General features: G+C 69.8%; 22 protein-coding genes. 9 read left to right on the top strand and 13 right to left on the bottom strand.

Annotation, left to right across the window (positions count from 1 at the left end; all coding sequences use genetic code 11):
• Nucleotides 1-44: 44 nt before the first annotated feature.
• From DKM19_RS11060 to DKM19_RS11050, 3 genes are all read right to left on the bottom strand, one after another.
• Nucleotides 45-308 (bottom strand): hypothetical protein, encoded by a 264-nt coding sequence (locus DKM19_RS11060; protein WP_239514192.1) that lies wholly within the window; start codon nucleotides 306-308, stop codon nucleotides 45-47.
• A gap of 123 nt (nucleotides 309-431) precedes the next feature.
• The gene (locus DKM19_RS11055) at nucleotides 432-668 is read right to left on the bottom strand and encodes a DUF397 domain-containing protein (protein WP_089205181.1); all 237 of its coding nucleotides are present in this window, start codon (nucleotides 666-668) and stop codon (nucleotides 432-434) included.
• On the bottom strand, nucleotides 669-1,529 hold the full coding sequence (locus DKM19_RS11050) for a helix-turn-helix transcriptional regulator (RefSeq protein WP_239514431.1): 861 nt from the start codon (nucleotides 1,527-1,529) through the stop codon (nucleotides 669-671).
• Between the two features lie 195 nt (nucleotides 1,530-1,724).
• On the opposite strand from DKM19_RS11050, the gene DKM19_RS11040 reads away from it, so the two are divergent.
• Together DKM19_RS11040 and DKM19_RS11035 are read left to right on the top strand one after the other, a co-directional pair.
• The gene (locus DKM19_RS11040; protein WP_239514191.1) at nucleotides 1,725-2,255 is read left to right on the top strand and encodes an ATP-binding protein; all 531 of its coding nucleotides are present in this window, start codon (nucleotides 1,725-1,727) and stop codon (nucleotides 2,253-2,255) included.
• A 291-nt stretch (nucleotides 2,256-2,546) separates the two neighbouring features.
• Nucleotides 2,547-4,943 carry a helicase-associated domain-containing protein gene (locus DKM19_RS11035; protein WP_110695618.1) on the top strand — a complete coding sequence of 799 codons (2,397 nt, stop codon included), beginning with the start codon at nucleotides 2,547-2,549 and terminating at the stop codon, nucleotides 4,941-4,943.
• 31 nt (nucleotides 4,944-4,974) lie between these two features.
• Here DKM19_RS11035 and DKM19_RS11030 read toward each other — a convergent pair whose 3' ends face one another.
• On the bottom strand, nucleotides 4,975-6,237 hold the full coding sequence (locus tag DKM19_RS11030) for an ArgE/DapE family deacylase (protein WP_110695617.1): 1,263 nt from the start codon (nucleotides 6,235-6,237) through the stop codon (nucleotides 4,975-4,977).
• 4 nt (nucleotides 6,238-6,241) lie between these two features.
• Nucleotides 6,242-7,864: a DUF885 domain-containing protein gene (locus DKM19_RS11025; RefSeq protein ID WP_110695616.1), complete on the bottom strand. Its 1,623-nt coding sequence runs from the start codon at nucleotides 7,862-7,864 to the stop codon at nucleotides 6,242-6,244.
• Between the two features lie 139 nt (nucleotides 7,865-8,003).
• On the opposite strand from DKM19_RS11025, the gene DKM19_RS11020 reads away from it, so the two are divergent.
• Nucleotides 8,004-8,324: a co-chaperone GroES gene (locus DKM19_RS11020; protein ID WP_089205186.1), complete on the top strand. Its 321-nt coding sequence runs from the start codon at nucleotides 8,004-8,006 to the stop codon at nucleotides 8,322-8,324.
• 75 nt (nucleotides 8,325-8,399) lie between these two features.
• Here DKM19_RS11020 and DKM19_RS11015 read toward each other — a convergent pair whose 3' ends face one another.
• Nucleotides 8,400-9,293, bottom strand: a complete 894-nt coding sequence (locus DKM19_RS11015; RefSeq protein WP_162641423.1) for a hypothetical protein — start codon at nucleotides 9,291-9,293, stop codon at nucleotides 8,400-8,402.
• 318 nt (nucleotides 9,294-9,611) lie between these two features.
• Here DKM19_RS11015 and DKM19_RS11010 point away from each other — a divergent pair, with 318 nt between their 5' ends.
• Nucleotides 9,612-10,037: a GNAT family N-acetyltransferase gene (locus DKM19_RS11010; protein ID WP_110695614.1), complete on the top strand. Its 426-nt coding sequence runs from the start codon at nucleotides 9,612-9,614 to the stop codon at nucleotides 10,035-10,037.
• Nucleotides 10,038-10,325: 288 nt separating this feature from the next.
• Here DKM19_RS11010 and DKM19_RS11005 read toward each other — a convergent pair whose 3' ends face one another.
• From DKM19_RS11005 to DKM19_RS10995, 3 genes are all read right to left on the bottom strand, one after another.
• Nucleotides 10,326-10,598, bottom strand: coding sequence for a hypothetical protein (locus tag DKM19_RS11005; RefSeq protein WP_110695613.1), 273 nt, complete (start codon nucleotides 10,596-10,598; stop codon nucleotides 10,326-10,328).
• 203 nt (nucleotides 10,599-10,801) lie between these two features.
• Entirely contained in the window at nucleotides 10,802-11,650 is an 849-nt protein-coding gene (locus DKM19_RS11000; protein WP_369988555.1) for an ABC transporter permease, read from the bottom strand.
• On the bottom strand, nucleotides 11,647-12,807 hold the full coding sequence (locus DKM19_RS10995; protein WP_369988552.1) for an ATP-binding cassette domain-containing protein: 1,161 nt from the start codon (nucleotides 12,805-12,807) through the stop codon (nucleotides 11,647-11,649). The genes DKM19_RS11000 and DKM19_RS10995 overlap by 4 nt, the downstream gene beginning before the upstream one ends.
• A gap of 132 nt (nucleotides 12,808-12,939) precedes the next feature.
• On the opposite strand from DKM19_RS10995, the gene DKM19_RS10990 reads away from it, so the two are divergent.
• Complete coding sequence (locus tag DKM19_RS10990; protein WP_110695611.1) at nucleotides 12,940-13,710, top strand: TetR/AcrR family transcriptional regulator; 771 nt, start codon at nucleotides 12,940-12,942, stop codon at nucleotides 13,708-13,710.
• 259 nt (nucleotides 13,711-13,969) lie between these two features.
• On the opposite strand, the gene DKM19_RS10985 is transcribed toward DKM19_RS10990, so the two are convergent.
• The gene (locus DKM19_RS10985; protein ID WP_239514190.1) at nucleotides 13,970-14,530 is read right to left on the bottom strand and encodes a TIGR02611 family protein; all 561 of its coding nucleotides are present in this window, start codon (nucleotides 14,528-14,530) and stop codon (nucleotides 13,970-13,972) included.
• 369 nt (nucleotides 14,531-14,899) lie between these two features.
• Complete coding sequence (locus tag DKM19_RS10980; RefSeq protein ID WP_110695610.1) at nucleotides 14,900-17,830, bottom strand: cellulose binding domain-containing protein; 2,931 nt, start codon at nucleotides 17,828-17,830, stop codon at nucleotides 14,900-14,902.
• A gap of 410 nt (nucleotides 17,831-18,240) precedes the next feature.
• On the opposite strand from DKM19_RS10980, the gene DKM19_RS10975 reads away from it, so the two are divergent.
• The gene (locus tag DKM19_RS10975; RefSeq protein WP_110695609.1) at nucleotides 18,241-18,612 is read left to right on the top strand and encodes a VOC family protein; all 372 of its coding nucleotides are present in this window, start codon (nucleotides 18,241-18,243) and stop codon (nucleotides 18,610-18,612) included.
• Nucleotides 18,613-18,709: 97 nt separating this feature from the next.
• On the opposite strand, the gene soxR is transcribed toward DKM19_RS10975, so the two are convergent.
• Nucleotides 18,710-19,177, bottom strand: a complete 468-nt coding sequence (soxR, locus tag DKM19_RS10970) for a redox-sensitive transcriptional activator SoxR (protein ID WP_089205193.1) — start codon at nucleotides 19,175-19,177, stop codon at nucleotides 18,710-18,712.
• A gap of 50 nt (nucleotides 19,178-19,227) precedes the next feature.
• Here soxR and DKM19_RS10965 point away from each other — a divergent pair, with 50 nt between their 5' ends.
• The 3 genes from DKM19_RS10965 to DKM19_RS10955 all read left to right on the top strand — a co-directional run bounded on the left by DKM19_RS10965 (nucleotide 19,228) and on the right by DKM19_RS10955 (nucleotide 21,300).
• On the top strand, nucleotides 19,228-19,626 hold the full coding sequence (locus DKM19_RS10965; RefSeq protein ID WP_110695608.1) for a PPOX class F420-dependent oxidoreductase: 399 nt from the start codon (nucleotides 19,228-19,230) through the stop codon (nucleotides 19,624-19,626).
• Between the two features lie 148 nt (nucleotides 19,627-19,774).
• Nucleotides 19,775-20,596, top strand: a complete 822-nt coding sequence (locus DKM19_RS10960) for a patatin-like phospholipase family protein (RefSeq protein ID WP_110695607.1) — start codon at nucleotides 19,775-19,777, stop codon at nucleotides 20,594-20,596.
• Between the two features lie 95 nt (nucleotides 20,597-20,691).
• Nucleotides 20,692-21,300 carry an AAA family ATPase gene (locus tag DKM19_RS10955; RefSeq protein WP_110705639.1) on the top strand — a complete coding sequence of 203 codons (609 nt, stop codon included), beginning with the start codon at nucleotides 20,692-20,694 and terminating at the stop codon, nucleotides 21,298-21,300.
• Nucleotides 21,301-21,504: 204 nt separating this feature from the next.
• Here DKM19_RS10955 and DKM19_RS10950 read toward each other — a convergent pair whose 3' ends face one another.
• Nucleotides 21,505-24,171, bottom strand: a complete 2,667-nt coding sequence (locus tag DKM19_RS10950) for a fumarate reductase/succinate dehydrogenase flavoprotein subunit (RefSeq protein ID WP_110695606.1) — start codon at nucleotides 24,169-24,171, stop codon at nucleotides 21,505-21,507.
• Nucleotides 24,172-24,199: the final 28 nt, after the last annotated feature.

Here is a 24,199-nt window from a genome sequence, read left to right as displayed (position 1 = left end):
TCCCCGGTCGGGGAGGCGCACGCCGTACAGCACGGGGATCTTGCTCAGGCGGCCGCGGCCGCGGCCGCGGGCTGCGGACCGCGGCCTGTGAGCCATTCGATGACCTTGCGGTGGCCGTGGCGAGCGTCCTCGAAGTGACCCCAGCGCCAGTAGCGAGGCTGGTCACGCACTCCGGTGACCCAGGTCCGGTAGGACACCGGAGCGATCGCACCGTCCCCCGTGGCTGCCGAGGCCACTCCGTAGGTGCGGATCACGACGCGGCCTCCCGGCGCGAAAAGCACGTCGTCGGCCACTGGATACAAGGTCATTTGATCGAGCACGGTTTGAGCCCCCAATCGCTGTGGGCTCAAACACTTCCCCACCGCCCCACTTCCCCGGTTACGTCACCGGCGCGCCACGGTTAACCCGCTGCGCCGGATGTAAAAACGGTGTTACACCGTCAGCCCGTCGAACTCCCCGTCCTTCACCCCGAGTACGAGGGCGCGGATCTCATCACGTGTGTAGATCAAGGCTGGACCCTCGGGAAAACGGGAGTTACGGACCGCGATGCTGCCGTCCGCCAGTTCGGCGAGCTCGACGCAGTTGCCCTGAGAGTTGCTGTACCGGCTCTTGCGCCAGCTGGCCCCGGCAAGGTCAGTGGCAGGCATGCCGTTATAGGTCTGCTCCATTTACATCTCTCTGAGAAGGTCGCCGAGGATCTCGGCGGTGCCCCCAGGCGTGGTGCTTTCCACGCACAACTGCTCCATGGCCGTGAGGTATGGATCGATGTCCTCACGCTTGTCCAGGTAGAGGGCACCCCAGAGCTGCTCGACATAGACGATGTCCGATAGATCGGACTCGAGAAATCGCAAGATGCTGAACGCACCACCCTCGGCCGCGTGCATACCTGATCGAAAGGGCATCACCTGAAGGGTGATGTTGGGCAGCGTGGCCACTTCCAGCAGGTGCTGAAGCTGCTCACGCATGATCTCCCTGCCTCCGATGGGACGCTTCAGGGCCGCCTCGTCGATGACCGCCCACAGCCGCGGGCCGTCCTTCTTCGTCAGGCGATCCTGCCGCTGCATGCGCATATGCACACGACGCTCGATCTCCGCCTCTGGCACGTCCGGGTGGCCCAACCGGATCACGGTGTGTGCGTAGGCGGACGTCTGCAGCAGGCCGGGAACGAACTGCACCTCGTAGGTGCGGATCACGCTCGTCGCCTCCTCCAGCCCCACGTAGGTGGTGAACCAGCTCGGCAACAGGTCGCCGTACTTGTGCCACCAACCAGGGGTGTTCGCCTCGCGGACCATCTCCAGCAGGCCGCGCCGTTCCGCGTCGTCGAGCACGCCGTACAGGGTGAGCAGGTCTTCCACGTCTCGGGTCTTGAAACCGACACGGCCGAGCTCCATCCGGCTGATCTTGGACTCGGAGGCGCGGATGTGAAACCCCGCCACCTCACGGGTGAGATCTTTCTCCTCACGCAGACGGCGCAGGCTTGCGCCGAGCATGATGCGCCGAACGGTGGAACCGGTACCGGGCGGATCCATGGACACGTGGTGCTCCTCGCTCGCTTTCCTGATCGACAGTCTGTCACTTTGCGCCCCGAGAGTTACCGGGCCGCGAACAAGATCCCCTTTCCTTACGAAATGTCGAACTCATGGGTAACCGTAGCGGTTGCACAGACCTTATGCACGTGCATTCGCCCTTGCACCTGCACGGGAGTTTGCACCATGATTGCGGCTGTGCAGTCCGCCCAAACCGCGCCCCCCCGATCGTCAACGTCATGGACAGCGCTCGACTGGTGGCCCCCAGTCGGCTGGTGGCCTGACGCGGCGCGTGACCTCGTCTCCGGCTCCTCGGCCATGGCCAGCGCCACGTTCGTGCTTCCGCCACAGGCCGAGTCCGTCCACTCCGCCCGCAGCTTCGCGACGGGCACGCTCACTGGCTGGAAGCTCGGCGAGCTGAGCGACAACATGGAGTTGGTCGTCTCGGAACTGGCCACCAATGCCTTCAGGCACGGTCTGCGACTGGCCGAGTCGCGCGCCAGAGAGCCGATCAGGCTCTCCCTGATCCGCAGGAACGGTCTGGTCGCCTGCACGCTCAACGATCCCGGGGCCGGCTTCCCCGCGCTCCGCGACCCGGCGCCCCTCGACATCGGCGGGCTCGGACTGCACATCGTCGAGTCGCTGAGCCTGCGCTGGGGCTGGGCGCCGCTGGCGCCGTACGGCAAGATCGTGTGGGCGGTCCTGCGCCCGGACCTCCCCGAGGAGTAAGACCTCTCAGGCCCCTCTCAAGGATCCCCCCAGGGGATCACGGCCCCCCGAACCTCCGCAACCGAACCTTTCCCGAACGGCGCCGCCTCTTCCCCTTCAACTGGCGCCGATCGGTCCCGGGACCCGCCCTCCCCTCCCCCGGCGGTCCCGGGGCCGATCAGAAGCGGGCCGTCGATGTGGTAACGCATTGCATTCTGCGCGGTGCATGCCGTCGGAGATGCCCTCTGCATTACCGTGGATGTTTATGGCTCACGGAGAGTCCCCGCGCGAGATTCCTGAAAGAGCTACGAGATGGACGATCACCTGCTCGGATGGTTGAAAACCCTCGACGAAGAACGGCTCGCCCGAGTTCTGGCCAACCGGCTGGACGCCCTCGCCCCGCCGTGGCCGCGCCGCCTGGACACCCTGGCGCAGCGACTGGGCAACGGTTTCGCGGTGATGGAGGTCATGCGCGGGCTGCCACTGCCGTCCCTGGAGGTGGCGCAGGCGTCACTGGCCCTCGGCGATCAGGTCCGCCCGGAGGAAGTGGCCCGTTTCATGGGCGTGCCGGAGGCCGAGGTGACGCCCTGGCTCGACCTGTTGTTCGACCATGCCCTGGCCTGGCCGGACGACGAAGGACGGATCCGCGTGGCCGGCGGGGTCGCCCGCTGGTGGACGGCCCCCTGCGGGCTCGGTGAGCCGCTCACCCACTATCTGAACTCCTGGACCGTCAGCGCCGACGCCCTGCGGGGGCTCGCCAGGACGCTCGGCCTGCCGCAGGGCCCAAAACGCCGCACGATCACCAAGGTCTCCGAGGTCCTCTCCGATCCCGAACGGGTGAGCGCCCTGGTCGAGCGGGCCCCGGAGGGCACGAGACGGCTCCTGGAGGAGTTCGCCTGGGACGGCCCGGTCCGCACCGTGGACGGCGGCAGGTTCGTCGTGCCGGGCGCCCCCGAGAAGTGGGCCGTCGACCACGGACTGATCTTCCGTCCGAGCTGGAACGTGGCCGAGATGCCCCGGGAGGTGTCGCTCGCGCTGCGCGGCCCCGACTACCACCCGCCCTTCACCCCCGGCCCGCCCGACCTCGGCACGGTCCCGGTGGACCCCGAGGCCGTGGACCACCTGATGACGCTGGCCGCCCCGCACGTGGTCGAGCGCTGCGCCGCGATGCTGGAGAACACCGCCAAGATCCCGCTGCCGCTGCTCAAGGCGGGAGGGGTGGGCGTGCGCGAGGTCCGGCGGGTGGCCAAGGACACCGGCTGCGACGAGGACGAGACCCGGCTGCTGCTGGAGATCTGCGCGGTGGCCCGGCTGCTGGCCTGGGACGACTCGGCCGGCGGCCTGGTGCCCACCGAGAAGTTCGACCGCTGGCGGCTGGACGACGCGGCCGCCAGGCTCCGCGTGCTGCTGTCGGCGTGGTGGCGCATGGAGCGCTCGTCGCTCCGCAGGACCGACGGCAAGTACGGCACCGTGCTGGGCGACGACCCGGCGGGGGCGGCGGTCGCGCGGGCGAGACGTGCGGTGCTCGCCGTACTGGCCCGCCTGCCCGCCAACACGGCCTGCACCGACCGGGCGGGGCTGGTCGGCGCCACACACTGGCACGCCCCCCTGCTCGACCAGTCGCTGCTGGCCGAGTGCGCCCCCGCCGTGCTCGACGAGGCCCGGATGCTCGGGCTGGTCGCCCTCGACACGATCACCGACCTCGGCCGCGCGCTGGCCGGCCTGGACACCGCCGCCGGCGACGAGACCGACGACTCCACGCCGATCGTGGAGAACGACCCCCTGCTGGTGGAGTGCTCGACCCGGGCGCTGGCCAGCGTACGGCGGAGCGCGCTGTTCGGCGCCGACCTCACCGCCGTGGTGACCGGCCCGCCCTCCAGCGAGCTCGCCGAGCTGCTGGACCGGGCCGCCGAGCGCGAGTCCCGCGGCGCGGCCTCGGTATGGCGGTTCACCCCGGCGAGCGTGCGCCGCGCCATGGACGCGGGACACACCGCCGACGGCCTGCTGGCAGACCTCGCCGAGGTGGGCGCGGTGCCGCAGCCCCTCGACTATCTGGTGCACGACGTGGCCAGACGGCACGGCGAGGTCAGCGTGACGACGGTCGCCTGCATCGTGCAGGCCTCCGACCCGGTGCTGCTGGCCGAGATCGCCGGGCACCGGCGGCTGTCCAGGCTGGGCCTGCGGCTGCTGGCGCCGACCGTGCTGGCCAGCACGATGCCCGCCGACAAGACCCTCGCCGCGCTCAGGGAGAACGGCTACGCCCCGGTGCCGATCGAGGACACCGGGGAGATCACCATCCGCCGCGCCCGGATCGAGGAGCCGCAGAACGGGCGGCTGATCCTGCTGCCGGGAGGCCGGGTGGCCGAGCTGGAGCAGTCGTCGCACCTGCTGGTCGAGCCGCCGCCTGACCCGCGCGAGCACGCCGGCCGCCTGCTCGCCTCCAAGGACAACGCCGCTCAGCAGAACGGCAGGACCTGGGCGGTCATCGGCCGCCTGGCCTTCCGGCTGCCGACCGCCCAGCAGTCCCTGCTCGGCTTCGTGGTCGACCGGGGCGTGCAGGCGGCGATCACGCTGACCGACGGCCTGACCGCGACCATCAGCCACGGCGAGCTGCGCAGCGGCGTGCTCGACGCGTGGTGCGAGGAGGCGGGAGACTATCTGGAGTTCCCGCTGGCCGACATCGTCGAGGTCCGCAGCACCTACGCCTAGCACGGTGGCCGCGATGCGGCCTCCCTCCGGCTCAGCCCCTCACCCCGCAGCGGCGCAGGGCGAGCAGGGCGAGCACCCGGGTCACGTCCCGGAGCTCGCGCAGGTCGACCTGCTCGCGCGGAGCATGGGCGAAGCGCACGTCGCCAGGACCGTAGTGCAGGGCCGGGATGCCACCGGCGGCGTAGAGACGCAGGTCGCTCCCGTACGGCGCGGCGGCCTCGGCCGGGTGGGAGCCGGTGACCTCCGCCACCGCCGTGGCGACCTGGCCCAGCAGCGCGTGCCCCGCGGGCAGCCGCCCGCTCGCGAACTGGCCGCCGGGCCAGGTGACGACCGGAGGGTGCTCGCGCAGCCACGGGTGATCGAGCTCGGCGATCGCGCTCTCCAGCGCCAGGCGGGCCTGCGCCGGATCCTCGTCCAGGCGCACGCCGAGCCGCCCCTCCGCGACGAGAAGGTCCGGCACACTGCTGGCCCAGTCGCCCGCGCGGACCGTGCCGATCTCGATCGGGTAGGGCATCGGGTTGCCGTCGAAGACCGGGTCCGGATCGCGGTTGCGGTCGGCCTCCAGCCGCCTGATCACCTCGAAGACCGGCCAGAAGACCTCCAGGGCGTTGACCCCCTCGTAGCGAGTGGCTCCGTGGGCCGCCCGCCCGGCGACCTCGATCCGGAACGTCAGCGCACCCGCCGTCGCGGCGATGATCGCCCCGCTGGTCGGCTCGGCGATCACCGCGGCCTCGCCCCGGTGGCCGCGGGCCAGGGTCGCGAACGCGCCCAGGCCGCCGTCCTCCTCCCCCACCACGCAGTGCAGGGCCAGCGGTCGCGCCAGCCGTACTCCCGACCTGGAGAGGGCGGCGACGACGGCGAGGTTCGCCGCGAGGCCCGCCTTCATGTCGCAGGCGCCCCTGCCGTGCATGATGTTCCCGCTGATCCGGGCGGCGAAGGGGTCACCCTCCCACCTGGCCGGGTCACCGATCGGCACGACGTCCGCGTGCCCCTGCAGAACGAGCGCCGGCTCCCCCTCGCCCTCCGTGACACCGACCACGCCGTAACCCTCGGTGCGCGGGGCCTCGGTGCCGGGAAAACCGGGAGCCGCCCTGAGCTCGTCGAGGTCGAGCTTCCAGACGTCCACGTCCAGGCCCGCCTCGACGAGCAGGCGGGCGCAGTGGTGCTGCAGATCCGACTCGGCGTCGGTGCCGGTCACGCTCGGCACCCGTACCAGGTCGGCCAGCAGCCGTACCGTCGCCGCCTCGTCGAGGGCGTCCAGCACCCTCGCTTCGATCACCTCGTTCTGGGACATGCCGCTACCCTTCCAGAGCCACCCGGCGGGCAAGGCCCAGGGGAAGGCCACCGGAACCGGCCAGGTTGTCGTGGAACGTACGCAGGTCGCCCCGGCTCGCGGCCACATAGTCGTCGCGGATGCGGTCGATCTCCAGCGCGCCGGTCAGGTAGGAGGGGGCCTGGGTGGGCCACGCGCAGTAGCGGTTGACCTCGCCCTTGGCGGTGCCCGGGGTGAGCGAGGACTTGGTGGTCATGAAGTGCTCGGCCTCCTCGATGGTCATCTCACCGCAGTGCAGCGAGACGTCCACGATGATGCGGGCCGCCCTGAAGAGGCGGAACTCCAGGTGGGCCAGTTCCTGGGCGGGAGTGGTGAAGTAGCCCTGCTCCCGCATGACCTTCTCGACGTAGAGGGCCCAGCCCTCGGAGAAGTACGGCGTGCGGAACAGCTGGCGGGCCCGGCGCGGGTTGCCCGCCATCCAGGACAGGTGCCAGTGGTGACCGGGGTAGGCCTCGTGGACGGCGATGGAGGGCATCTGCGCCCTGGCGTTGGTGCGCAGCCGCTGACGGACCTGCTCCTCGGTGAAGGAGTCAGGGGTGAACGGCACGAAGAAGTGCCCGATCCTGGAGGTCGACAGGGGCGGCGGCATCATGTAGGAGGCGACGGCGAGAATGGGCCGCTGGAACTCCGGCGAGGGCACCACCCGGCACTCCTCGCCCTCGGCGAACGTCACCAGGCCGCGCTCGCGCACGAACTCCCTGGCCCGCTCGGTCTCGGCCTCGTACTCGGCCCGCATGCCCTCCAGGGTCGCCGGGTGGTCGTCCTGGAGCTCGGTGATGGCCGCGTGCCAGTCGTCGGAGTCACCGGTCAGCCGCACGGCGACCTCACGCATCTGCGCGTCCAGCTCGTCGTAGGCGGCCTGACCGCGCTTGAGGAGCTCGTCGGCGCCGTAGCCGAGCATCTCCCGCTCGCGCAGCAGGGTGGAGTAGAGCTCCTCCCCCATCCGCCAGGTGCCGGTGGCCTCGAAGCCCTCAAAGAACTCCACCAGCTCGTCGAAGGCCGCCGCCGCGGGTTCGGCCGCCGCCGCCAGCCGGGCGCGCAGGGCCTCGTCGGCGACCTGGCCGGGAATCGTCTCGGTGAGAAAGTTCCGGGCCGTACGGGCCTGGCCCAGGCCGCGCTCGATCAGCAGCGGGGCCGCCAGCGCCGGGTCGAGGTTCGCACGGCAGGCCGCGAGGACGTCCGGCACCTCGGCCAGCCGCGCGACGGCCGCGTCGACCAGTTCGGCCTCGGAGGACAACCGGTAGAGGAACGCGCCGAACATCGAGTTGAAGATGGGCCCCACGTAGACGGACGGGTCACGCCGCCAGGCGGGCCAGGCCTCGTAGGCGAGCCCTCCGCGCAGCGTGGCCATGACGAGCTCACGATCGATCTCATCCTCGAAGGGCTCGGGGTCTCCCTGCCCGTCACCCCCCGCGGCCTGAAGCCGCTCCAGCCAGCGCCGCGACTCCTGCTCTTTGGCAAGGATGCCCGCCTCGGTGAAGTCGCCGAGGGTCCGGTCATAGCCCTCCGCGCCGGCGAGGGCCGCGTGGATGGGGTTCGCCTTCAGATACCAGTCGAGAAAGTCGTTAACAAGCTCAGCAGACGTCATAGCGGCCGATCCTACCCGGCACCTCACATCAGATGTTGATCATCAAATCACCGGCGAACGGGGCTTCCCCCGGCAGAGAACCCCCTTCTCCCTGCAAGGATCAGCCGGTACGGCTCCCCGGTTCCCATAAACTTGTTCCGTGGGTGACCCGAAGTTCGAGATCCAGATGCTCCACGACCGTGTCATGGTGAAAGCCGAGCAGGAGTCGGAGGAGCGGCGCAGCACCGCCGGCATCGTCATCCCGGCGACGGTGAAGATGGCCAACAGACTCGTCTGGGGCGAGGTCTGCGGCGCGGGCCAGAACGTCCGCGCGGTCAAGGTCGGCGACAAGGTCCTGTTCAATCCCGAGGAGCAGTACGAGGTCGAGATCCACGGCCAGCCCTACCTGGTCATGCGCGAGCGCGACCTGCACGCCATCGCCACCCCGCAGACCGACAACGGCACCGGCCTGTATCTGTGACGGCTCGGGCGCCGGCGACGCCCGCAGGGCACCGCGTGACCGCCCGAGACCCGCGGACCGCATGTCCGCGGCCGGCTACTTACGGGTGTAGCTGAGATAGAGCTTGTTGTTCCAGTCGGCGGCGGAGATGTCGGCCAGCGCCCGCACGACCTTGCCCTTGAGATCGACCAGGACGGCCCTGTACGCGCTCCCGTTGGGGACGACCGCGATGATGTGCTTCTCGTCCCACCAGCCCCAGACGGTCTTCGGCCGGACGCCGGGCACCTTGGCGGTGAGCTTGCCGGAGACCCGGTCCCAGACGCACACATGCTCGGTGTAGGTGGCGGGGCACCACGTCATCAACCCGCGGCCGGAGGGCGAGAAGACGTCCTCGCCTCCCGCGGGCCGGCCCGTCCTGGCCAGCGTGCGCCGGACCTCGCCGGTCTGACGGTAGAAGCGGGTGCCACCCTGGTATTCGGCGATCACGTCGGTGTTGTCGGGGCTCCAGCGGAACTTCGCGGCCTTGGCCACTCCCGCCACGATCACCGTCCGGGCGGTCTTGGCGGCCACGTCGACGACCACGAACCCGACGGTCTCCCAGCTCGTGCCGCTCTTTCTCTCGACGGTCAGAACGGCCTTCTTCGCGTCGCGCGTCCAGTGAACGTACTGCGCGACCACCGGTTTCCTGACGGTCCTGATCCTGGTGCCCTTGGCCGTCGCCAGATCGACGAGGATCACCGAGTCGTAGCCGTCGCGGTAGGAGGTGGGGACCGCGAGGGCTCTACCGCCCTTGGGGGCCACCGTGATCTCCTTGTAGGAGGCCTGCTTGGAGAATCCCGCGCTCCCGCGCACGTAGGCCGACGTGCCGGACGTGTAGGAGGTCACCGCGAACGGGTCCGCCGGATTCTCCCGCGCGGTCACACGGGTGCCGGGCAGCACGATGGCCGCGGGCGCCGCAGGAGCTGCGGCCTGCGCGGCCGGCGGCGCCATCGCGGCCACGGAGGCCGCGACAACCGAACAACACAGCAGTCGATAAAACCCAGGAGACACAGGCACGACGGAATACTAGGCTGCAAACCCATCAAGATCATGATCTAGAGCGAATTGGTTGGAAAAGTGTAAACTCGCCCCGGCCTGCCGACCCGGTCGCGGCTCTCCGACCTCCCATTCGAAACCGTCCGCCTCTTTCCGGCCGATCCGAAATCACGCACGCATTGCCGGATATAACGCGGATGCGGCAGCCACTCAGAAAGCCTCACACGATACGACCACGCCACTTGCGGCGGAACTCCACAAGGAAACGCTGAGATGATAATTTCCAGGGAAAAGTCATTTGCCACCGACGAGCTCTTCGAGCTCTACGACTCCGTCGGCTGGGGTGGCTATACCCGTGACATGGCGAAGCTCCAGCGCAGCCTGAGCAATTCGCATCTGGTCATCACCGCCCGCGACGACTCCGGCAGGCTTGTCGGACTGGCCCGGACGATTTCCGACGACGAAACCATCTGCTATCTCCAGGATCTGCTGGTGCACAGCGAATTCCAGGGCCGGGGAATCGGCCGGGCGCTGCTCGACCACCTGACGGATCGCTATTCCCACTGCAAGTTCTTCTTCCTGTCCACCGAGCACGAGTCGTCGCCGGACGGCGAGAAATCACATGCCTTCTACAGAAAGATGGGCCTGGTTCCCCACCACGAGCAGGGAATGGCGGCCCTGGGACTGAAGATCGCGTAATCGCGAACCCGGAACGGCGGCGACGCCGGGGCCCAGGACGGCTTTCCCGTCAGGCCAACGCCGGCCGCGCATACACCGGCCGAACGTCCTGGACCCCGGCGAGGACCGATCCCACTCGTCCCCGGTTACCGTTGGCCGCCGTTTCCGGTCATCGTCGTATTTCTGATCATCATGTCCCTGGTCGCCGTAATGATTCCCGGTCACCGTTCCTGGTTGCCGTCGCATTCCTGGTAACCGCGTCCCGATTACCGTCGGTCGCCGTTTCCGGTCGCCGCCCGCCGTACCGGATCAGGGTCCTCCGCCCAGCGACTCTCCGCACCTGCCGCATTCGATGGCCATCCGGGGACGGTGCCGCCGATGCTCGTAGAAGCGGTGGCCGAGGGCCGCCGCGACGAGCACCCCGCCGAGCAGCAGAAGCATCACCGGCCCGTATTTCTCGTGCCCGATCAGGCCCATGACAAGATGGGCTATACCTGCGGCGACAATGATCGCGCCGACGTTGAGCAACTCTCTGTTGAGCGTCCACCCCGAGGCGGATCGTTCCCGTTCCGTCTCACTCATGCTCCCAGGGTCACTACCATCAGTTACAGGTCACGACGGATCGCGTCACCACCATGTAAAAGACGGAGCATCTTCCCGCGGCGAAAATGCTGTGAAGCCCAGGTAACAGAGCCGCCCCTCGCGGACCGCGATGAGGGCGCGCGAGAGGCGAGACCGGCCCCGCAGGGTTACAAGCCGCTCAGTGCACCGGAAGGCCCGGTCCGTCAGCCGCCGAGCCTGCGGAAACCGCGCGCCGACAGCGGCAGGAAGATCGCGATCAACAGGAGCGGCCAGACCACCGCCATGAGCGTCGCGTTCTGGGCGATCCAGGAATCTCCTCCCCATCCGGGATTCCCGAAGAGCTGACGGGCGGCCGTGGCCGTCGTCGAGAGCGGGTTCCACTGGGCGACCGCGCCAAGCCAGCCGGGCATGGTGGCCGGGTCGACGAACACGCTGGACAGGAAGCCGACAGGCCAGACCAGGATCTGCACGGATGTCACCACCTCGGGTCCGCCGGCGATGAGCCCGACGTAGATGCCGACCCAGAGCAGAGCGAAGCGCAACAACAGGAGCAGCCCGACGGCGGCCGGCGCGGCGGCGGATCCGCCCTCCCAGCGCCAGCCCAGCAGCAGCCCGGTGCCGATCATGATAATCAACCCGACGGCCGAGTTGAGCATGTCCGCGACACACCGGCCCAGAACCACCGCGGAGGCGCTCATGGGCATCGAACGGAATCGATCGGTCACCCCCCTGGCCGCGTCGGTGGTGACCGCCATCATCGTGGTCTCCAGGCCGAAGAGCATGGTCATGGCGAACATGCCCGGCATCAGGAACTCGAAGTAGCCACCCCCGCCGGGGACACCGATGGCGCCACCGAAAAGGCCGCCGAACATCAGCACGATCATGACGGGGAAGACCCATCCGACGATGACCGTGCCGGGCCGGAGGACCCAGTGGTTCAGGTCCCGGAGGGTGATGGTCCAGGCGTCCGCCAGCGTCCAGCCGAACCTGGACAGCGGAGATCCGGTGGACAAGGTGTGGTGCGCCGCGCTCATCGGGGTCGTCGTGCTCATACCGTCGCCTCCGTACCCGTGGCGGGACCTGCGGACGCGGGCCGGTTCGCGGTCGGGTCACCGCCGCCGGGCGGTTCGCCCGCCCGATCATCCGCCGCCGCCCGGTCATCGATCACCGCCCGCTCCGCCGTCGCCGCCCTGTGATCGATCGCCGCCTTCCCCTTCACCGTCCGGTGATCGGTCACCGTCTCCTTCCCCGTCGCCGTCTGCTCCCCCATCAGATGAAGGAACACCTCGTCGAGCGTGGGGCGGCGCAAGGTGATGTCGAGGGGCTCGACCCCGGCATCCCCGAGCGCGGTGGCCATCGTGACCAGTGCCCTGGTGCGCTCGGCGACCGGGACGCTGACGCGACGGGCCTCACCGTCGACACGCACCTCGCCGGATGCGACCCTTCCGGCGATGGCCTCCGTCGCGGCCACATCCCCCGCGTCGGCGAGCACGATGTCGAGCCAGTCACCGCCGATGGCGGACTTCAACTCCTCGGGGGTGCCCTCGGTGACCACCCGGCCCGCCCTGAGCATCGAGATCCGATCGGCCAGCCGGTCCGCCTCCTCCAGATACTGGGTGGTGAGGAGCACGGTCGTGCCGGAGCCGACCAGATCTCGGATCGCCGCCCAGACCTCCCGGCGACCGGCCGGGTCCAGTCCGGTCGTCGGCTCGTCCACGAAGAGCACCGGCGGTGCGACGATCAGGCTCGCCGCGAGGTCGAGCCGCCTGCGCATGCCACCGGAGTACTTACCGACCGGCTTCTTGCCCGTGTCCGCCAGGGAGAAGCGCTCCAGCAGCTCATCGGCACGCCTTTTCGCCCCCGCCGGGGAGAAATGACTCAGCCTGGCGAACATCACCAGGTTCTGCCGCCCGGTGAGAATCTCGTCGACCGCCGCGTACTGACCGACCAGCCCGATGCGCTCGCGCACCTGCCGCGGCTGTGCCCGGACATCAAAGCCCGCGACGCTCGCCCGGCCCGAGTCCAGGCGCAGGAGCGTGGCCAGGATCCGGATGGCCGTGGTCTTACCGGCGCCGTTGGGCCCGAGCAGGCCGCAGACCGTACCGACCGGCACCTGTAGATCGAATCCGTTGAGACCGGCCCCTTCCGCGGCCCCCGCATAGTTTTTGCGCACGCCCTGCGCGGCGATCGCGAACTCGACTGCCTTCACATCCACCCTTTTCCCGTCCGGCCAGGCCGGAAGATCTGCCGACATCGATCCACTCTTGAAGCGTAGACCGTACCGTACATCGTACGGCTCGGTTACGGTGGACCCAACGACGACGATTTGGAGATTGTTCCCGTGGGTGGAAAGAAAGCCTCTGACGCTGATCCGGCCCGGAGCCTGGCGCTGCTGTGGGGCTCGCACAGCAAGCCGGGGCGGTCCGGGCTGACGGTCCGGTCGATCGTCCTCGCGGCCATCGAGCTCGCCGACGCCAACGGGCTTGAGGCGGTCTCCATGCGTCAGGTCGCCGATCGGCTGGAGGTCGGGACCATGTCCCTCTACACCCACGTCCCCGGCAAGGCCGAGCTGACCGACCTCATGATCGACACTGCCTTCGGGGAGCTCTACGCCGATGTGGACGCCCCGTCCGGACAGCCCGGCGGCTGGCGGGGCGCCCTGGAGTTCATCGCCACCCGCAACTGGGACCTCTACCGGCGGCATCCCTGGATGCTGCACATCGTCGGCGGCCGCCCCGTGCTGGGCCCGAACGCCACGCTCAAATACGAGGCCGAGCTGCGTCCGCTGGACGGCATCGGCCTGTCCGACGTCGAGATGGACTCCGTCCTGGCCCTGATCCTGACCCACGTCGAAGGCACCGCCAGGCTCCAGGCCAACATGGCGCAGACCCAGCAGGACACCGGGATGACGGATGCCGAATGGTGGGTCTCCAATGCCCCGCTGCTCGACAAGGTCGCGGACGCGTCCCGGTTCCCCGTGGCCTCACGCGTGGGTCAGTCCGCGGGCGAGGAGTATCAGGCGGCCTCCAGCCCCACCCACGCCCTCACCTTCGGCCTGGCCCGGATCCTGGACGGAGTCGCCGACCTGATCGCGGGCAGGGAACGCCCGTAGCCGCCCGCGGACTCGACCTCACGGTCGCGATCGCGCCTCCCGGACGTCGGCCCGGCCTCCGCCATCGCGGGCAGGGGGTGCCCGTGGCCGCCCGTGAACTCGACCTCACGGGCGCCGTCGTCGGTCACGCCTCCCGGATGCCGGCCCGGCCTCCGCTGACGCGTCGGACGCGTGACAGCCGGATCGTCACGGCGGGCCGGACTTCTTCACGGGGCTCCGGAGTTCATGAAGATCCGGAGTTCGTAGGGCTCCGGAGGCGTCAACGGGTGAAGAGCTTCCGGGCCTCGGCTATCAGGTCGAAGTCGAAGCTGAGCTTCAGGCCGTAGTACACGATGACGGCGGCCGCCGCGGCGGCGACGAGGACGACCAGGATCTTGACCGTCCAGCCCCGGCGGCCGAGCCAGGCCGTCCAGCCCGCCAGGGTTCGCTTGCCGAAATCCAGGACCCGGTTGGCCCAGTGGAACTCCGTGGCCAGGACCGCCAGACCGGCGAAGACGACCAGCCAGCCGGGGCCGGGGAAGGGCACCATGATGAGGCCCGCGACGACCAGCACGGCACCGACGGTGCCGACGGCGATCTTCAGGGTGAGCCGTCCCGCGGGGGTGGACCTGACCCTGTCGAGCCTGCGGCCTATGGCGGACCGCTCCGCCGCCTCGTCCTTCAAGTCGTCGGCGTCACCGGTCACGGACGGCCTGTGGAGCCCGTTCTGAGGGTTTTCCAACCGCTCCGCGCCAGCCTCGTCGTCCTTCAGAGCGTCGCCGGTCGCGGACTGCCTCTGGGGCCCGTCCTGAGGATTTCCCGCTCCACCTGAGATCGTCACGCAACTCCCCCGGACCGTTGGTTAGGTTCCAGAATAGGCCCGAACGACCTTCCTCCGCCCACCCCGGGGTACGCGTCGTGCACGTGTGGCCGCCCTCAGGACGAGCGGTCAATTTTCGGCCTCTGAGCTGCGAAAACGCGATTCCTGATCACGCTGTGACGCCCGGATGCGTCAGCCTGGGTCCCGCCCGCGGGCGCGCTTCCGAGGTGGACGCGTCCCGCTACCTGGACCGCAGCGGTGATGGCGTGCTCCCTGGTTGGGAAGCACGCCACCGCTCCGGTTCGACCCGTGGTGGCGTGCCCTTAGATGGCACGCCACCACGGGTCGAACCGGGGTGACGTGTCCCTGTAAGGGCACGCCACCCCGGGCTCAACCGATGGTGCAGGTGACCGTGGAGGGCACCCCGTTCGTCCCGGTCCAGCCGGCACCGAAGCCGAACGTCGTGGAGGCGCCGCCCGCCAGGCTGCCGTTCCAGCTCGTGTTCTTCACGGTGACGTCGGCACCGGTCTGGGTGTGGACCCCGCTCCAGAGCTGAGTGATCGTCTGGCCGTTCGGGAACGACCACTTGACGGTCCAGGCACTGATCGCCGCGGTGCCGGCGTTCTTCACCGTCACCTCGCCCTGGAAGCCGCCCTGCCAGGAGTTGGTCACTCTGTAGGCCGCGGTGCATCCGCTGCCCGCAGATCCCGGAATGGTCCTGAAGGTGACCGGACTGGAGGCCGTCGAACTGTTGCCCGCGGCATCACGGGCGATCACATAGAACGAGTACGAGGTGTCCGGAGACAACCCGGTCACCGCGAACGACGCTCCGGTCGGCGAACCGACCTTCACATCCGTCGCCCCCGCCTCCCGATACACGTCATAACCGCTCACCCCAACGGCATCCGTCGAAGCCGTCCACGTCAACGTGGCACCCGAAGAGGTGATCGCCGAGGCCGCCGGGGTTCCCGGCCTCGACGGCGGAACGGTGTCCGCCGGCGGGACGACCCCGCCGTTGTCGGCGTAGAGGATGCCCCGGCCGTTGGTGCCGAGGTAGACCCGGCCGTAGATCCGGGGGTCACCGGTGATGGCCTCGCCCGCGTTGCCGTACTGGTGCTGGTCGTCGTTGATCCTGAGCCAGGTGGCGCCCGTGTCGTCGGAGCGGAACACGCCGCTCACCCCGCCGACCGTGGCGAGCGTGTACAGGGCCTGGTAGCTCCGGCCGGGCGCCGCCTTGCCGAACCCGATGTTGACCGCGCTCGTGACGCCGGACAGCTTGGTGAACGACGCTCCGCCGTTGGTGGAGTGCCAGATGCCGGACGCGCCCGTCTCGCCGCCCGCCAGCCAGATGTCGCCCTCGCGGCCGGGCACGGCCTTGAACTTGACGTTGCCCACGGCCGGCAGCCCGGTCGCGGCGGTGGCCGTGAACGAGACGCCGCCGTTGGTGCTGGCGTAGAACGTCCCGGCGTTGAAGCCGTAGAACTTGCTGGAGTTGACCCGGTCGGACTCCACCACGGCCCCGGTCGGGAGGCCGGTGGAGGCGGTCCAGGTGTTGCCGAAACCGACCGAGTAGTGCACGCCCACGCCCTTGGGCGCCCAGACGAACCTGGATCCGTCCGCCGCCGCCGCGACCGTGCCGCCCTCGTTGATCCCGCCGGGCTCGCCGCCCTGGAACCAGTTGGCGCCGCCGTCGGTGGAGAAGGCGACGTGGCTGTCGTTCGGCCGGTCGGCGTCGGCGAAGTTGCCGGAGCGGACCATGACGGCCGGGTTGGTCTCGGCGTAGTCGAGGCTGGTCGTCGAGGTGAAGTACGGGGAGGTGAACATCATCGGCGGGACGGCGTCGAGGTTGGTGTGGCGGAAGCCGCCGATGTCGCCCAGCCCGCTGACCAGTGGGGCCCCGGAGGGCGGGCTGATCAGGTCGAGGACCGCGGTCTCCTCAAGCCCCTTCACCATCGGCCTGATCGTGAACTGGGCACCGGCGGTGTCCCATTTCAACAGGTCCTCGGTGCCGTAGAGCGTGGCGCCCGTGCCGTACATCATGCGGTTGGAGTCGAACGGGTCGATCTCCATCGACTCGGTCATCCAGCCGAGCTTGGGCGCCACCTCGGGTGGCTGCGGGTTCGCCCCGAGGGTCAGCCACGGTGAGGAGGAGACGTCCATCGTGTAGCGGAAGCTGCGGTTCGGGTACGACGTGAAGTCCCAGACCCTGGTCCAGGTCGCACCGCTGTCGGTGGAGCGGAAGAAGATCACATCCGGCCACCAGGAGATCTGGGTGGCGACCATCAGCGTGCCGGGGCGCTGCCGGTCGACCGTGAGGCCGCTGTAGCCGAAGTAGTCGTCGGCCGAGCTTGAGGGGATCGGGCTGATCTGGGTCCACACGCCGGTGGCCGTGTTGAGCTTCCACACGTCACCCTTGGCCCCGTCGTACGGCCCGCCGGTGTCGCTGGTGGCGATGTAGAGCGTCTGGCCGGTGTTGTCCAGCACGCCCTTGTGCGCGATGTAGCCGGTCGGCTGCCCGGCGACCCTGGTCCAGGTGGTCCCGCCGTTGGCGGAGCTGTAGACGGTGTTCTCCTTGTCCGCGACGCCGACGTAGATCTTCTGCGTCGTGTTGCCCGCGGTCGCCGAGGACTTGTCGAAGGTCACCCAGACCACGCCGGGGCGGTGGCTGAGGTAGCCGTTGGGGTCGGCGGGGTCCTGGGCGTAGTTGCCCGGATTGGGGAAGGACGCCACCTTCGCCCAGGTCACGCCCTTGTCGGTGCTGCGCCACAGGCCGTTGCCGTCGGGCGCGCCCAGATACACGATGCTGTTCCTGTTGGGGTCGACGGCCAGTCGCTCGCCCATCCCCCTGCCCGGCATGTTGCCGCCGAGCTTGAACGGCAGCGCCGTGGCCTGCCAGGTCGCCCCCTTGTCCGCCGAGCGCAGGATCGCGCCGTTGTTGGGGTCCCAGCTGTTGGTGTACATCCCGGCGGCGACGTAGACCCTGCCGGTCTCCACCGGGTCGGTGGCAAGGCTGACCACGCCGTTGTAGCCCCACTTGTCCAGGCCCACCCAGTCGAGCAGCGGGGTCCAGCTCTTACTCGACTGCTCCCAGCGGTAGGCGCCGCCGATGTCGGTGCGGGCGTAGATCAGGTTCCTCTCGGTCTGGTTGAAGATGATCCCCGGCACGAATCCGCCGCCGTCGATCCTGACGTTCTTCCACTGGTACGGCTCGGCGGCGGCCACGGACGAGGACGCTGACGCGGTCCCGCCCGCGACGGCCGCGCCGACCGTCGCGCACGCCACCGCCACGGCGGTGAGCATGCTGAACAGCCTTCTTCGCATGTACGGCTTCCCTTCGCAAAGCAACGGACAAACCGCCATGCACGATCAGGTGGCGGGACCCTGACCGTCAGCCGCCCATGATGCGCGTGCATGAACGCCCAGAGGGTCACACGCCGGACCCTGGGCCGTCAATAGTTTGGAGACACAACTAACAGGCACGCGGCAAAACCCGCGAAACTTCCATAAGTTTCGCCTGGAACACGGAGTAACGGCCGTCCTCATCCAGGGTCCGCCCGACCCTCGAAACCGGCCCGCGCGGAGCGAACCAAGATCGCGAATGCGCCGGTGGGCTCCGGGCCCTTCCAGGCCGGCGGCGCCCGCCCACCGGCGATTCGATGCTTGTTATTCGCAACCAGCCGGTTCTAGATTAGAACCGGAGTGCGAATCACCACCCGCGAAGGAGCGGCGTCATGTTCAAGGACATCAACGCGTTCAGCGGCTTCTCCGTGAACGACATGGAGAAGGCGAAGGAGTTCTACGGCGGGACGCTCGGCCTGGACCTGTCCGAGGAGTACGGCCTCGTGACCCTGCACCTCGCCGGTGGCACGAACGTGCTGATCTATCCCAAGCCCGACCACGCCCCGGCGTCCTTCACGATCCTCAACTTCCCGGTGGACGACATCGAGGCGGCCGTCGACAAGCTGACCGGACGCGGAGTGAGCTTCGAGAACTACGGCCTTCCCGAGATGGACAGCAAGGGCATCCACCGCGGAGAAGGCCCCTACATCGCGTGGTTCAAGGACCCCGCGGGCAACATCCTGTCCGTACTCCAGGAAAAGTGAGCGCCCCGCCGACCCTTCGGGAGAAATGAGCGCCCCGCCGGGCACCCGCGCCGTACGGCGATCCCACCGGGGCGGGCGCCCGCCCGGACGGTGCCCGCTAGCAGGAGGGAGCGCAGCCGTCGCGCGGGGCGACCATCAGGCGCGAGCCGGGTCCCCGGGCGGCGGCCACGTCGTCGGGGTTGGACAGCGCGCAGCGGTCCAGGGAGAGGCAGCCGCAGGCGATGCACTCGGTCAGGCCGTGGCGGAGCCGTTCGAGCTGCTTGATGCGGTCGTCCAGCTCGCCCTGCCATCTCGCCGAGAGCCTCGCCCAGTCCTCGCGGGTGGGCGTGCGTTCGCCGGGAAGCGCGGAGAGCGCGTCCTGGATCACCTTCAGCGGGATCCCCACGCGCTGGGAGACCCTGATGAAGGCGATCCTGCGGAGCGTGTCGCGGGAGAAGCGACGCTGGTTGCCCGCCGTACGACGGCTGCGAATCAGGCCCTTGGACTCGTAGAAGCGCAGGGCGGAGACGGCGACCCCGCTGCGCTCGGAGAGCTGGCCGACGGTGATCTCCGGATTGTTGGGCATATCTTACTTTAACTTGACCTCAAGCAAGGTTGAGGTTGAATGCTTGAACCATGACGTTCACGCAGGCAGAACTCGACTACCTCGCCACACAGCACCTGGGCCGCCTGGCCACGGCCGGCGCCGACGGGGTGCTTCAGAATAGTCCGACCGGCTTCCGCCACAATCCCGAGACCGGCACCATCGACATCTACGGGCGCGCGATGGGGACGACCAGGAAGTTCCGCAACGTGCGGGCGAACGGCCAGGTGGCCTTCGTGGTGGACGACCTCGCCTCGGTCGACCCCTGGCGGGTCAGAGGCGTGGAGATCCGCGGCACGGCCGAGGCCGTCGAGGACCACGACCCACCCTCGCCGTACATGAGCCGCGAGATCATCCGCATCCACCCCAGGCGGATCATCTCCTGGGGCGTCGACCCCGCCCAGGCGGGCATGGAGGGCCGCGACGTCTGAAGGCCGCGCATGACCGGTCCGGCGACCGTCTGCTGCCGGCTCTCGTCACCCGGGGGTGGGTGACCGTCCTCTGTCCTGTCTACAAACGACAGGTAATCGAGAGCACCTGCTGTTCAGTCGCAAGGAATGATCGGGTATGAATAGGCACATGACGAGGACATTGGTGCTTGGTGGCGGGGGTATAGCGGGAATCGCCTGGGAGGCCGGGGTCATCACCGGCCTGCGCCGCGCGGGCGTGGATCTGGGAGAGGCCGATCTGGTGATCGGCACCTCGGCGGGGTCGGTGGTCGGGGCGCTGGTGACCACCGGCGCCGATCTGGAGAGTTCGGTCGGCACCCAGGCGGAGGCCCCGGCCGCGAAGGCTCCCCCGGTCGACATGGAGCCGGTGATGGCCGCCTTCGCCCTGCTCTACGACCCCTCCCTCGAACCCCAGGAGGCCAGGCGCCGGGTGGGCGCGATGGCTCTGGCCGTGGAGGACACCGGAGCCAGGATCGAGACCGTCGGCAACCGGCTGCCCGTGAAGGAGTGGCCGGAGCGCCGCCTGATGATCACCGCTGTCGACGCCGAGACCGGCGAGTTCACGGTCTGGGAGCGCGACTCCGGGGCGTCGCTGGTGCTGGCCGTCGCCTCCAGCTGCGCGGTCCCCTGCGTGTATCCGCCGGTGGAGATCAACGGGCACCGTTACATGGACGGCGGGGTCCGTTCGGCGACCAACATCGACCTGGCGGCGGGCAGCTCCACCGTGGTGATCCTGGAGCCGCTGGCGAGCATGGCGCCGCGGCAGCGCTTCGAGGCCGAGGTCGCCGAGCTCGGCGACGCCACCATCGCCCACGTGGGCCCCGACGAGGCGTCCATGGCCGTGTTCGGCTCCAACGTCATGGACGGCGCGCTGTGGCGCCCGGCCTTCGAGGCCGGTCTCGCCCAGGCTCCGGCCGTCGTGGAGATCGTGGCGAAGGCCTGGCGGGACTGACGTCCCGTGAGCGGAGACGGGCACGAGGACGCGGCCAGGGCCGGCATCCCGTGAGCCGGGACGACGGCCCGGACGTGGCGACGCCCGGTGGAGGTCTGGCGGGGCCGGACGGAGGCGAGGCCACCGGCCGGCCGGCTCCGCTGTGGGTGGTGAGCGGGCCGCCGGGCGCGGGGAAGTCGACCGTGGCGGCGGCGCTGCTCGCGCGGCTCGACCCGGTGCCCGCGCTGCTCGACAAGGACACCCTCTACGCCGGGTTCGTGGCGGCCACCCTCCGGGCTCACGATCGTGAGCCCGGAGAGCGCGAGGGCCCCTGGTATGACGAGCACGTCAAGCGGCATGAGTACGAGGGGATGACGGCGACGGCCCGGCAGATCCGCTCCCACGGCTGCCCGGTGATGATCGAGGGGCCGTTCACCGGCCAGGTGCACGACGCGGAGCGGTGGGAACGCTGGGTCGAGGAGCTGGGCGGGCCGCCGGTCCACCTGATCTGGATCCGCTCGGACGGCCCGACCCTGCGCTCCCGGCTGGAGGCCAGGGGCCTCGCCAGGGACGCGGGGAAACTGGCCCGCTTCGAGGACTACCTGCGGGCGATCAAGGCGGACGAACCACCCGCCGTGCCTCACATCGAGATCGACAACCGCCCCGGCGCGCCCTCCCTGGCGCTCCAGACGGCCAGGATCACGGCACTCGGAACCGGGTCGTGACCCGGAACGGGCGCACCCTCCCTTGGCACTGCAGGCGGCCAGCATCAAGGCGCCCGGAAGCGTGCGGATCATAACTCGAGACAAGCGCACCCTCCCCCAGCCCTTCAGACGGCCAGGATCGCGGCACCAGGAACCGGGTCATGACCCGGGACAGGCGCTGACCTCGGCGCGCGGCCGGCCGTTGGCCCGCGGGCGTGAAGGGCCTCAGCGCGCGCTGCCGGCCAGTGACCTGCGGGCGTAGGCCCGGACGTCGGCGTCGGGGTCGTCACCGGCCGCGCGCAGGGCGCGGGTCACGTCGGGCCGGGAGGTCCAGGGGGCCAGGGCGAGCACCGCGGCCTTGCGGACGTCGAGGTTGTCGTCGGACAGGACCGTCAGGAGCGGTCCGACCGCGACCTCCGGGGTGGCCGCGGCCAGGCATCTGGCCGCACCGACGCGGACCTCCCAGGCGGGGTCCTTCAGCGCCCGTACGGCCTGCGCCTCCAGAGGGTCCGCGACCGCTCCGGACGACTCCAGGGCGGCGGCCCTGACGAGCGGATCCGGATCCCCCGCGAGCCGGGCCAGGGCGGCGGAGGGCCTGCCGACGAGGCCGAGTCCGCGGGCGACCCAGACGCGGACCTCGCGCGCGGGGTCGTCCGCGGCCGCGGCCACCAGGGCGGTCTCGTTCAGCGAGACGAGGCCGCGGATGGCCTCGATCCGGACCCTGCGGTCGGTGTCGGAGACGGCCGCGGCGAAGATCTCGCTTCCCCCCAGGCGCAGGGCGCGCAGGGCGTCCACCGCGGTGGCGCGCACCACCGGGTCGGGGCTGGCGACCCGCTCGGTCAGGCCGCCGCCCAGCTCCGGCGTGGCGGGCAGCACCTCCAGCAGCTCGCGGAGCCCGGTCGCCGCGGCCCGCCGTACGATGCCGTGGCCGTCGGCGAGGGCGGCGATCAGCGCGGCGCCGGTCCCCTCGGGCACGGTCTCGGTCAGCGTGGCGATCGCGGCCCGCCTGATCTTCGGGTCCTCGTCGGCGAGGTAGGGGGCGAGCCGGCCGACGCCGGGCTGGTCCTCGGCCAGCCGCTGCAGCTCCAGGATGCGTGGTGAGCGGCCCACCGAGCCCCGCTCTGCCCCGCCCGCGCTCGCCCGCCGTACCGCGACGGTGGTCCGGGCCCCGAGGAGCACCGGCTCGGTGCCCGTGGGCTGGAACTCGGCCACGGGCACGAGGTACGGCTCGACCGGCCGTTTGAGGAACTCCATGGCGCCGTCGGCGCGCTTGCGCAGGTTGAGGTGGAACAGCCAGCCGTCGTCGTCCCGTTCGGGGAGATCGGCCCTCTCGTGGTAGAGGCCCCAGCGGCTCTCGGTCCGGGTGAGGGAGGAGCGGGCGGCCATCTCCGCGCAGTCGCGGATGAAGTCGACCTCGGCGCAGCGCATGAGCTCGTGCGGGGTCCGCGCGCCCATCTCCGCGATCTCGCCGCGCATCCGCTCGAAGGACTCCAGCGCGATCTCCAGCTTGGCGCCGGTCTTGGGCGGGGCGACGTAGTCGTTGACGAAGCGGCGCAGTTTGTACTCGACCTGCGGCTGCGGGGGGCCGTCCGGGTTGCGGAGCGGGCGGTAGACCAGCTCGTGGGCGGCGGCGATCTGATCTTCGGGGAGCGTCTCCGGCACGGCGTGGCGGGCGGCGGCGTGGGTGCCCGCCAGGTCGCCGAAGACGAACGCGCCGATCATGTAGTTGTGCGGCACGCACGCCAGGTCACCCGCCGCGTAGAGGCCGGGGACGGTGGTCGCGCCGTTCTCGTCCACCCACACGCCCGACGCGGAGTGCCCGCCGCACAGGCCGATCTCGGAGATGTGCATCTCCACGTCGTGGGTGCGGTAGTCGTGGCCGCGCCCGGCGTGGAAGGTGCCCCGGGTGGGGCGCTCGGTGGAGTGCAGGATGCCCTCGACGGCGCTGACGGTCTCGTCGGGCAGGTGCGAGAGCTTGAGGTAGATCGGGCCGCGGGCCGAGGCGATCTCCCTCGACACCTCGGACATCATCTGGCCCGACCAGTAGTCGGAGTCGACGAAGCGCTCGCCCCTGCTGTTGACCTGGTAGCCGCCGAACGGGTTGGCCACGTAGGCGCAGGCGGGGCCGTTGTAGTCCTTGATCAGCGGGTTGATCTGGAAGCACTCGATGCCGCTGAGCTCGGCGCCCGCGTGGTAGGCCATCGCGTAGCCGTCACCGGCGTTGGTCGGGTTCTCGTAGGTGCCGTAGAGGTAGCCGCTGGCGGGCAGGCCGAGGCGCCCGCAGGCTCCGGTGGCCAGGATGACCGCGCCCGCCCTGACCGTGACGAACCGGCCGGAGCGGGTGTCGAACCCGGCGGCCCCCACCGCCCTGCCCCCCTGGGTGAGGATTCGCACGGGCATGAAACGGTTCTCGATACGGACCAGCGAACGGATGTCGCGGCGGCGCAGCACCCGGTAGAGCACCTTCTTGACGTCCTTGCCCTCGGGCATGGGGAGCACGTAGCTGCCCGAGCGGTGCACGCGCCGCACCGCGTACTCGCCGTACTCGTCCTTCTCGAACTTCACCCCGTAGCCTTCGAGCCGCTTCACCATGGCGTGGCCCCGCGTGGCCGTCTGGTAGATCGTTTTCTGGTTGACGACCCCGTCATTGGCCCGGGTGATCTCGGCGACGTAGTCCTCGGGGGTGGCCTTGCCGGGGATGACCGCGTTGTTGACGCCGTCCATGCCCATGGCCAGTGCCCCGCTGTGCCGTACGTGGGCCTTCTCCAGCAGCAGCACCCGCGCGCCGCGCTCGGCCGCGGTGATCGCGGCCATGGTTCCGGCGGTGCCGCCGCCCACGACGAGCACCTCGCACTCGAGGTCGAGGCGGTCGTCGATCGAGGGGATCTCCACTGCAGCTCCTTCGGGATCCGTTCGCGGG

This window comes from Streptosporangium sp. 'caverna' (genome assembly GCF_003203775.1).
Classification (GTDB): domain Bacteria; phylum Actinomycetota; class Actinomycetes; order Streptosporangiales; family Streptosporangiaceae; genus Streptosporangium; species Streptosporangium subroseum.
The sequence above is the reverse complement of the archived record's forward strand: the minus strand, read 5'-3'. Positions and strand labels throughout refer to the sequence as shown.

Bases quoted from the DNA above. Each gene is read 5' to 3' on its own strand.
- DKM19_RS11010 (WP_110695614.1), top strand. From the start codon at position 9,612: ATGATAATTTCCAGGGAAAAGTCATTTGCCACCGACGAGCTCTTCGAG.
- DKM19_RS10960 (WP_110695607.1), top strand. From the start codon at position 19,775: ATGACGAGGACATTGGTGCTTGGTGGCGGGGGTATAGCGGGAATCGCC.
- DKM19_RS11050 (WP_239514431.1), bottom strand. From the start codon at position 1,529: ATGGATCCGCCCGGTACCGGTTCCACCGTTCGGCGCATCATGCTCGGC.
- DKM19_RS11030 (WP_110695617.1), bottom strand. From the start codon at position 6,237: ATGTCCCAGAACGAGGTGATCGAAGCGAGGGTGCTGGACGCCCTCGAC.
- DKM19_RS10980 (WP_110695610.1), bottom strand. From the start codon at position 17,830: ATGCGAAGAAGGCTGTTCAGCATGCTCACCGCCGTGGCGGTGGCGTGC.
- DKM19_RS10965 (WP_110695608.1), top strand. From the start codon at position 19,228: ATGACGTTCACGCAGGCAGAACTCGACTACCTCGCCACACAGCACCTG.
- DKM19_RS11025 (WP_110695616.1), bottom strand. From the start codon at position 7,864: ATGACGTCTGCTGAGCTTGTTAACGACTTTCTCGACTGGTATCTGAAG.
- DKM19_RS11035 (WP_110695618.1), top strand. From the start codon at position 2,547: ATGGACGATCACCTGCTCGGATGGTTGAAAACCCTCGACGAAGAACGG.
- DKM19_RS11055 (WP_089205181.1), bottom strand. From the start codon at position 668: ATGGAGCAGACCTATAACGGCATGCCTGCCACTGACCTTGCCGGGGCC.
- DKM19_RS10975 (WP_110695609.1), top strand. From the start codon at position 18,241: ATGTTCAAGGACATCAACGCGTTCAGCGGCTTCTCCGTGAACGACATG.
- DKM19_RS11000 (WP_369988555.1), bottom strand. From the start codon at position 11,650: ATGAGCACGACGACCCCGATGAGCGCGGCGCACCACACCTTGTCCACC.
- DKM19_RS11005 (WP_110695613.1), bottom strand. From the start codon at position 10,598: ATGAGTGAGACGGAACGGGAACGATCCGCCTCGGGGTGGACGCTCAAC.
- DKM19_RS11015 (WP_162641423.1), bottom strand. From the start codon at position 9,293: ATGGCGCCGCCGGCCGCGCAGGCCGCAGCTCCTGCGGCGCCCGCGGCC.
- soxR (WP_089205193.1), bottom strand. From the start codon at position 19,177: ATGCCCAACAATCCGGAGATCACCGTCGGCCAGCTCTCCGAGCGCAGC.
- DKM19_RS11060 (WP_239514192.1), bottom strand. From the start codon at position 308: ATGACCTTGTATCCAGTGGCCGACGACGTGCTTTTCGCGCCGGGAGGC.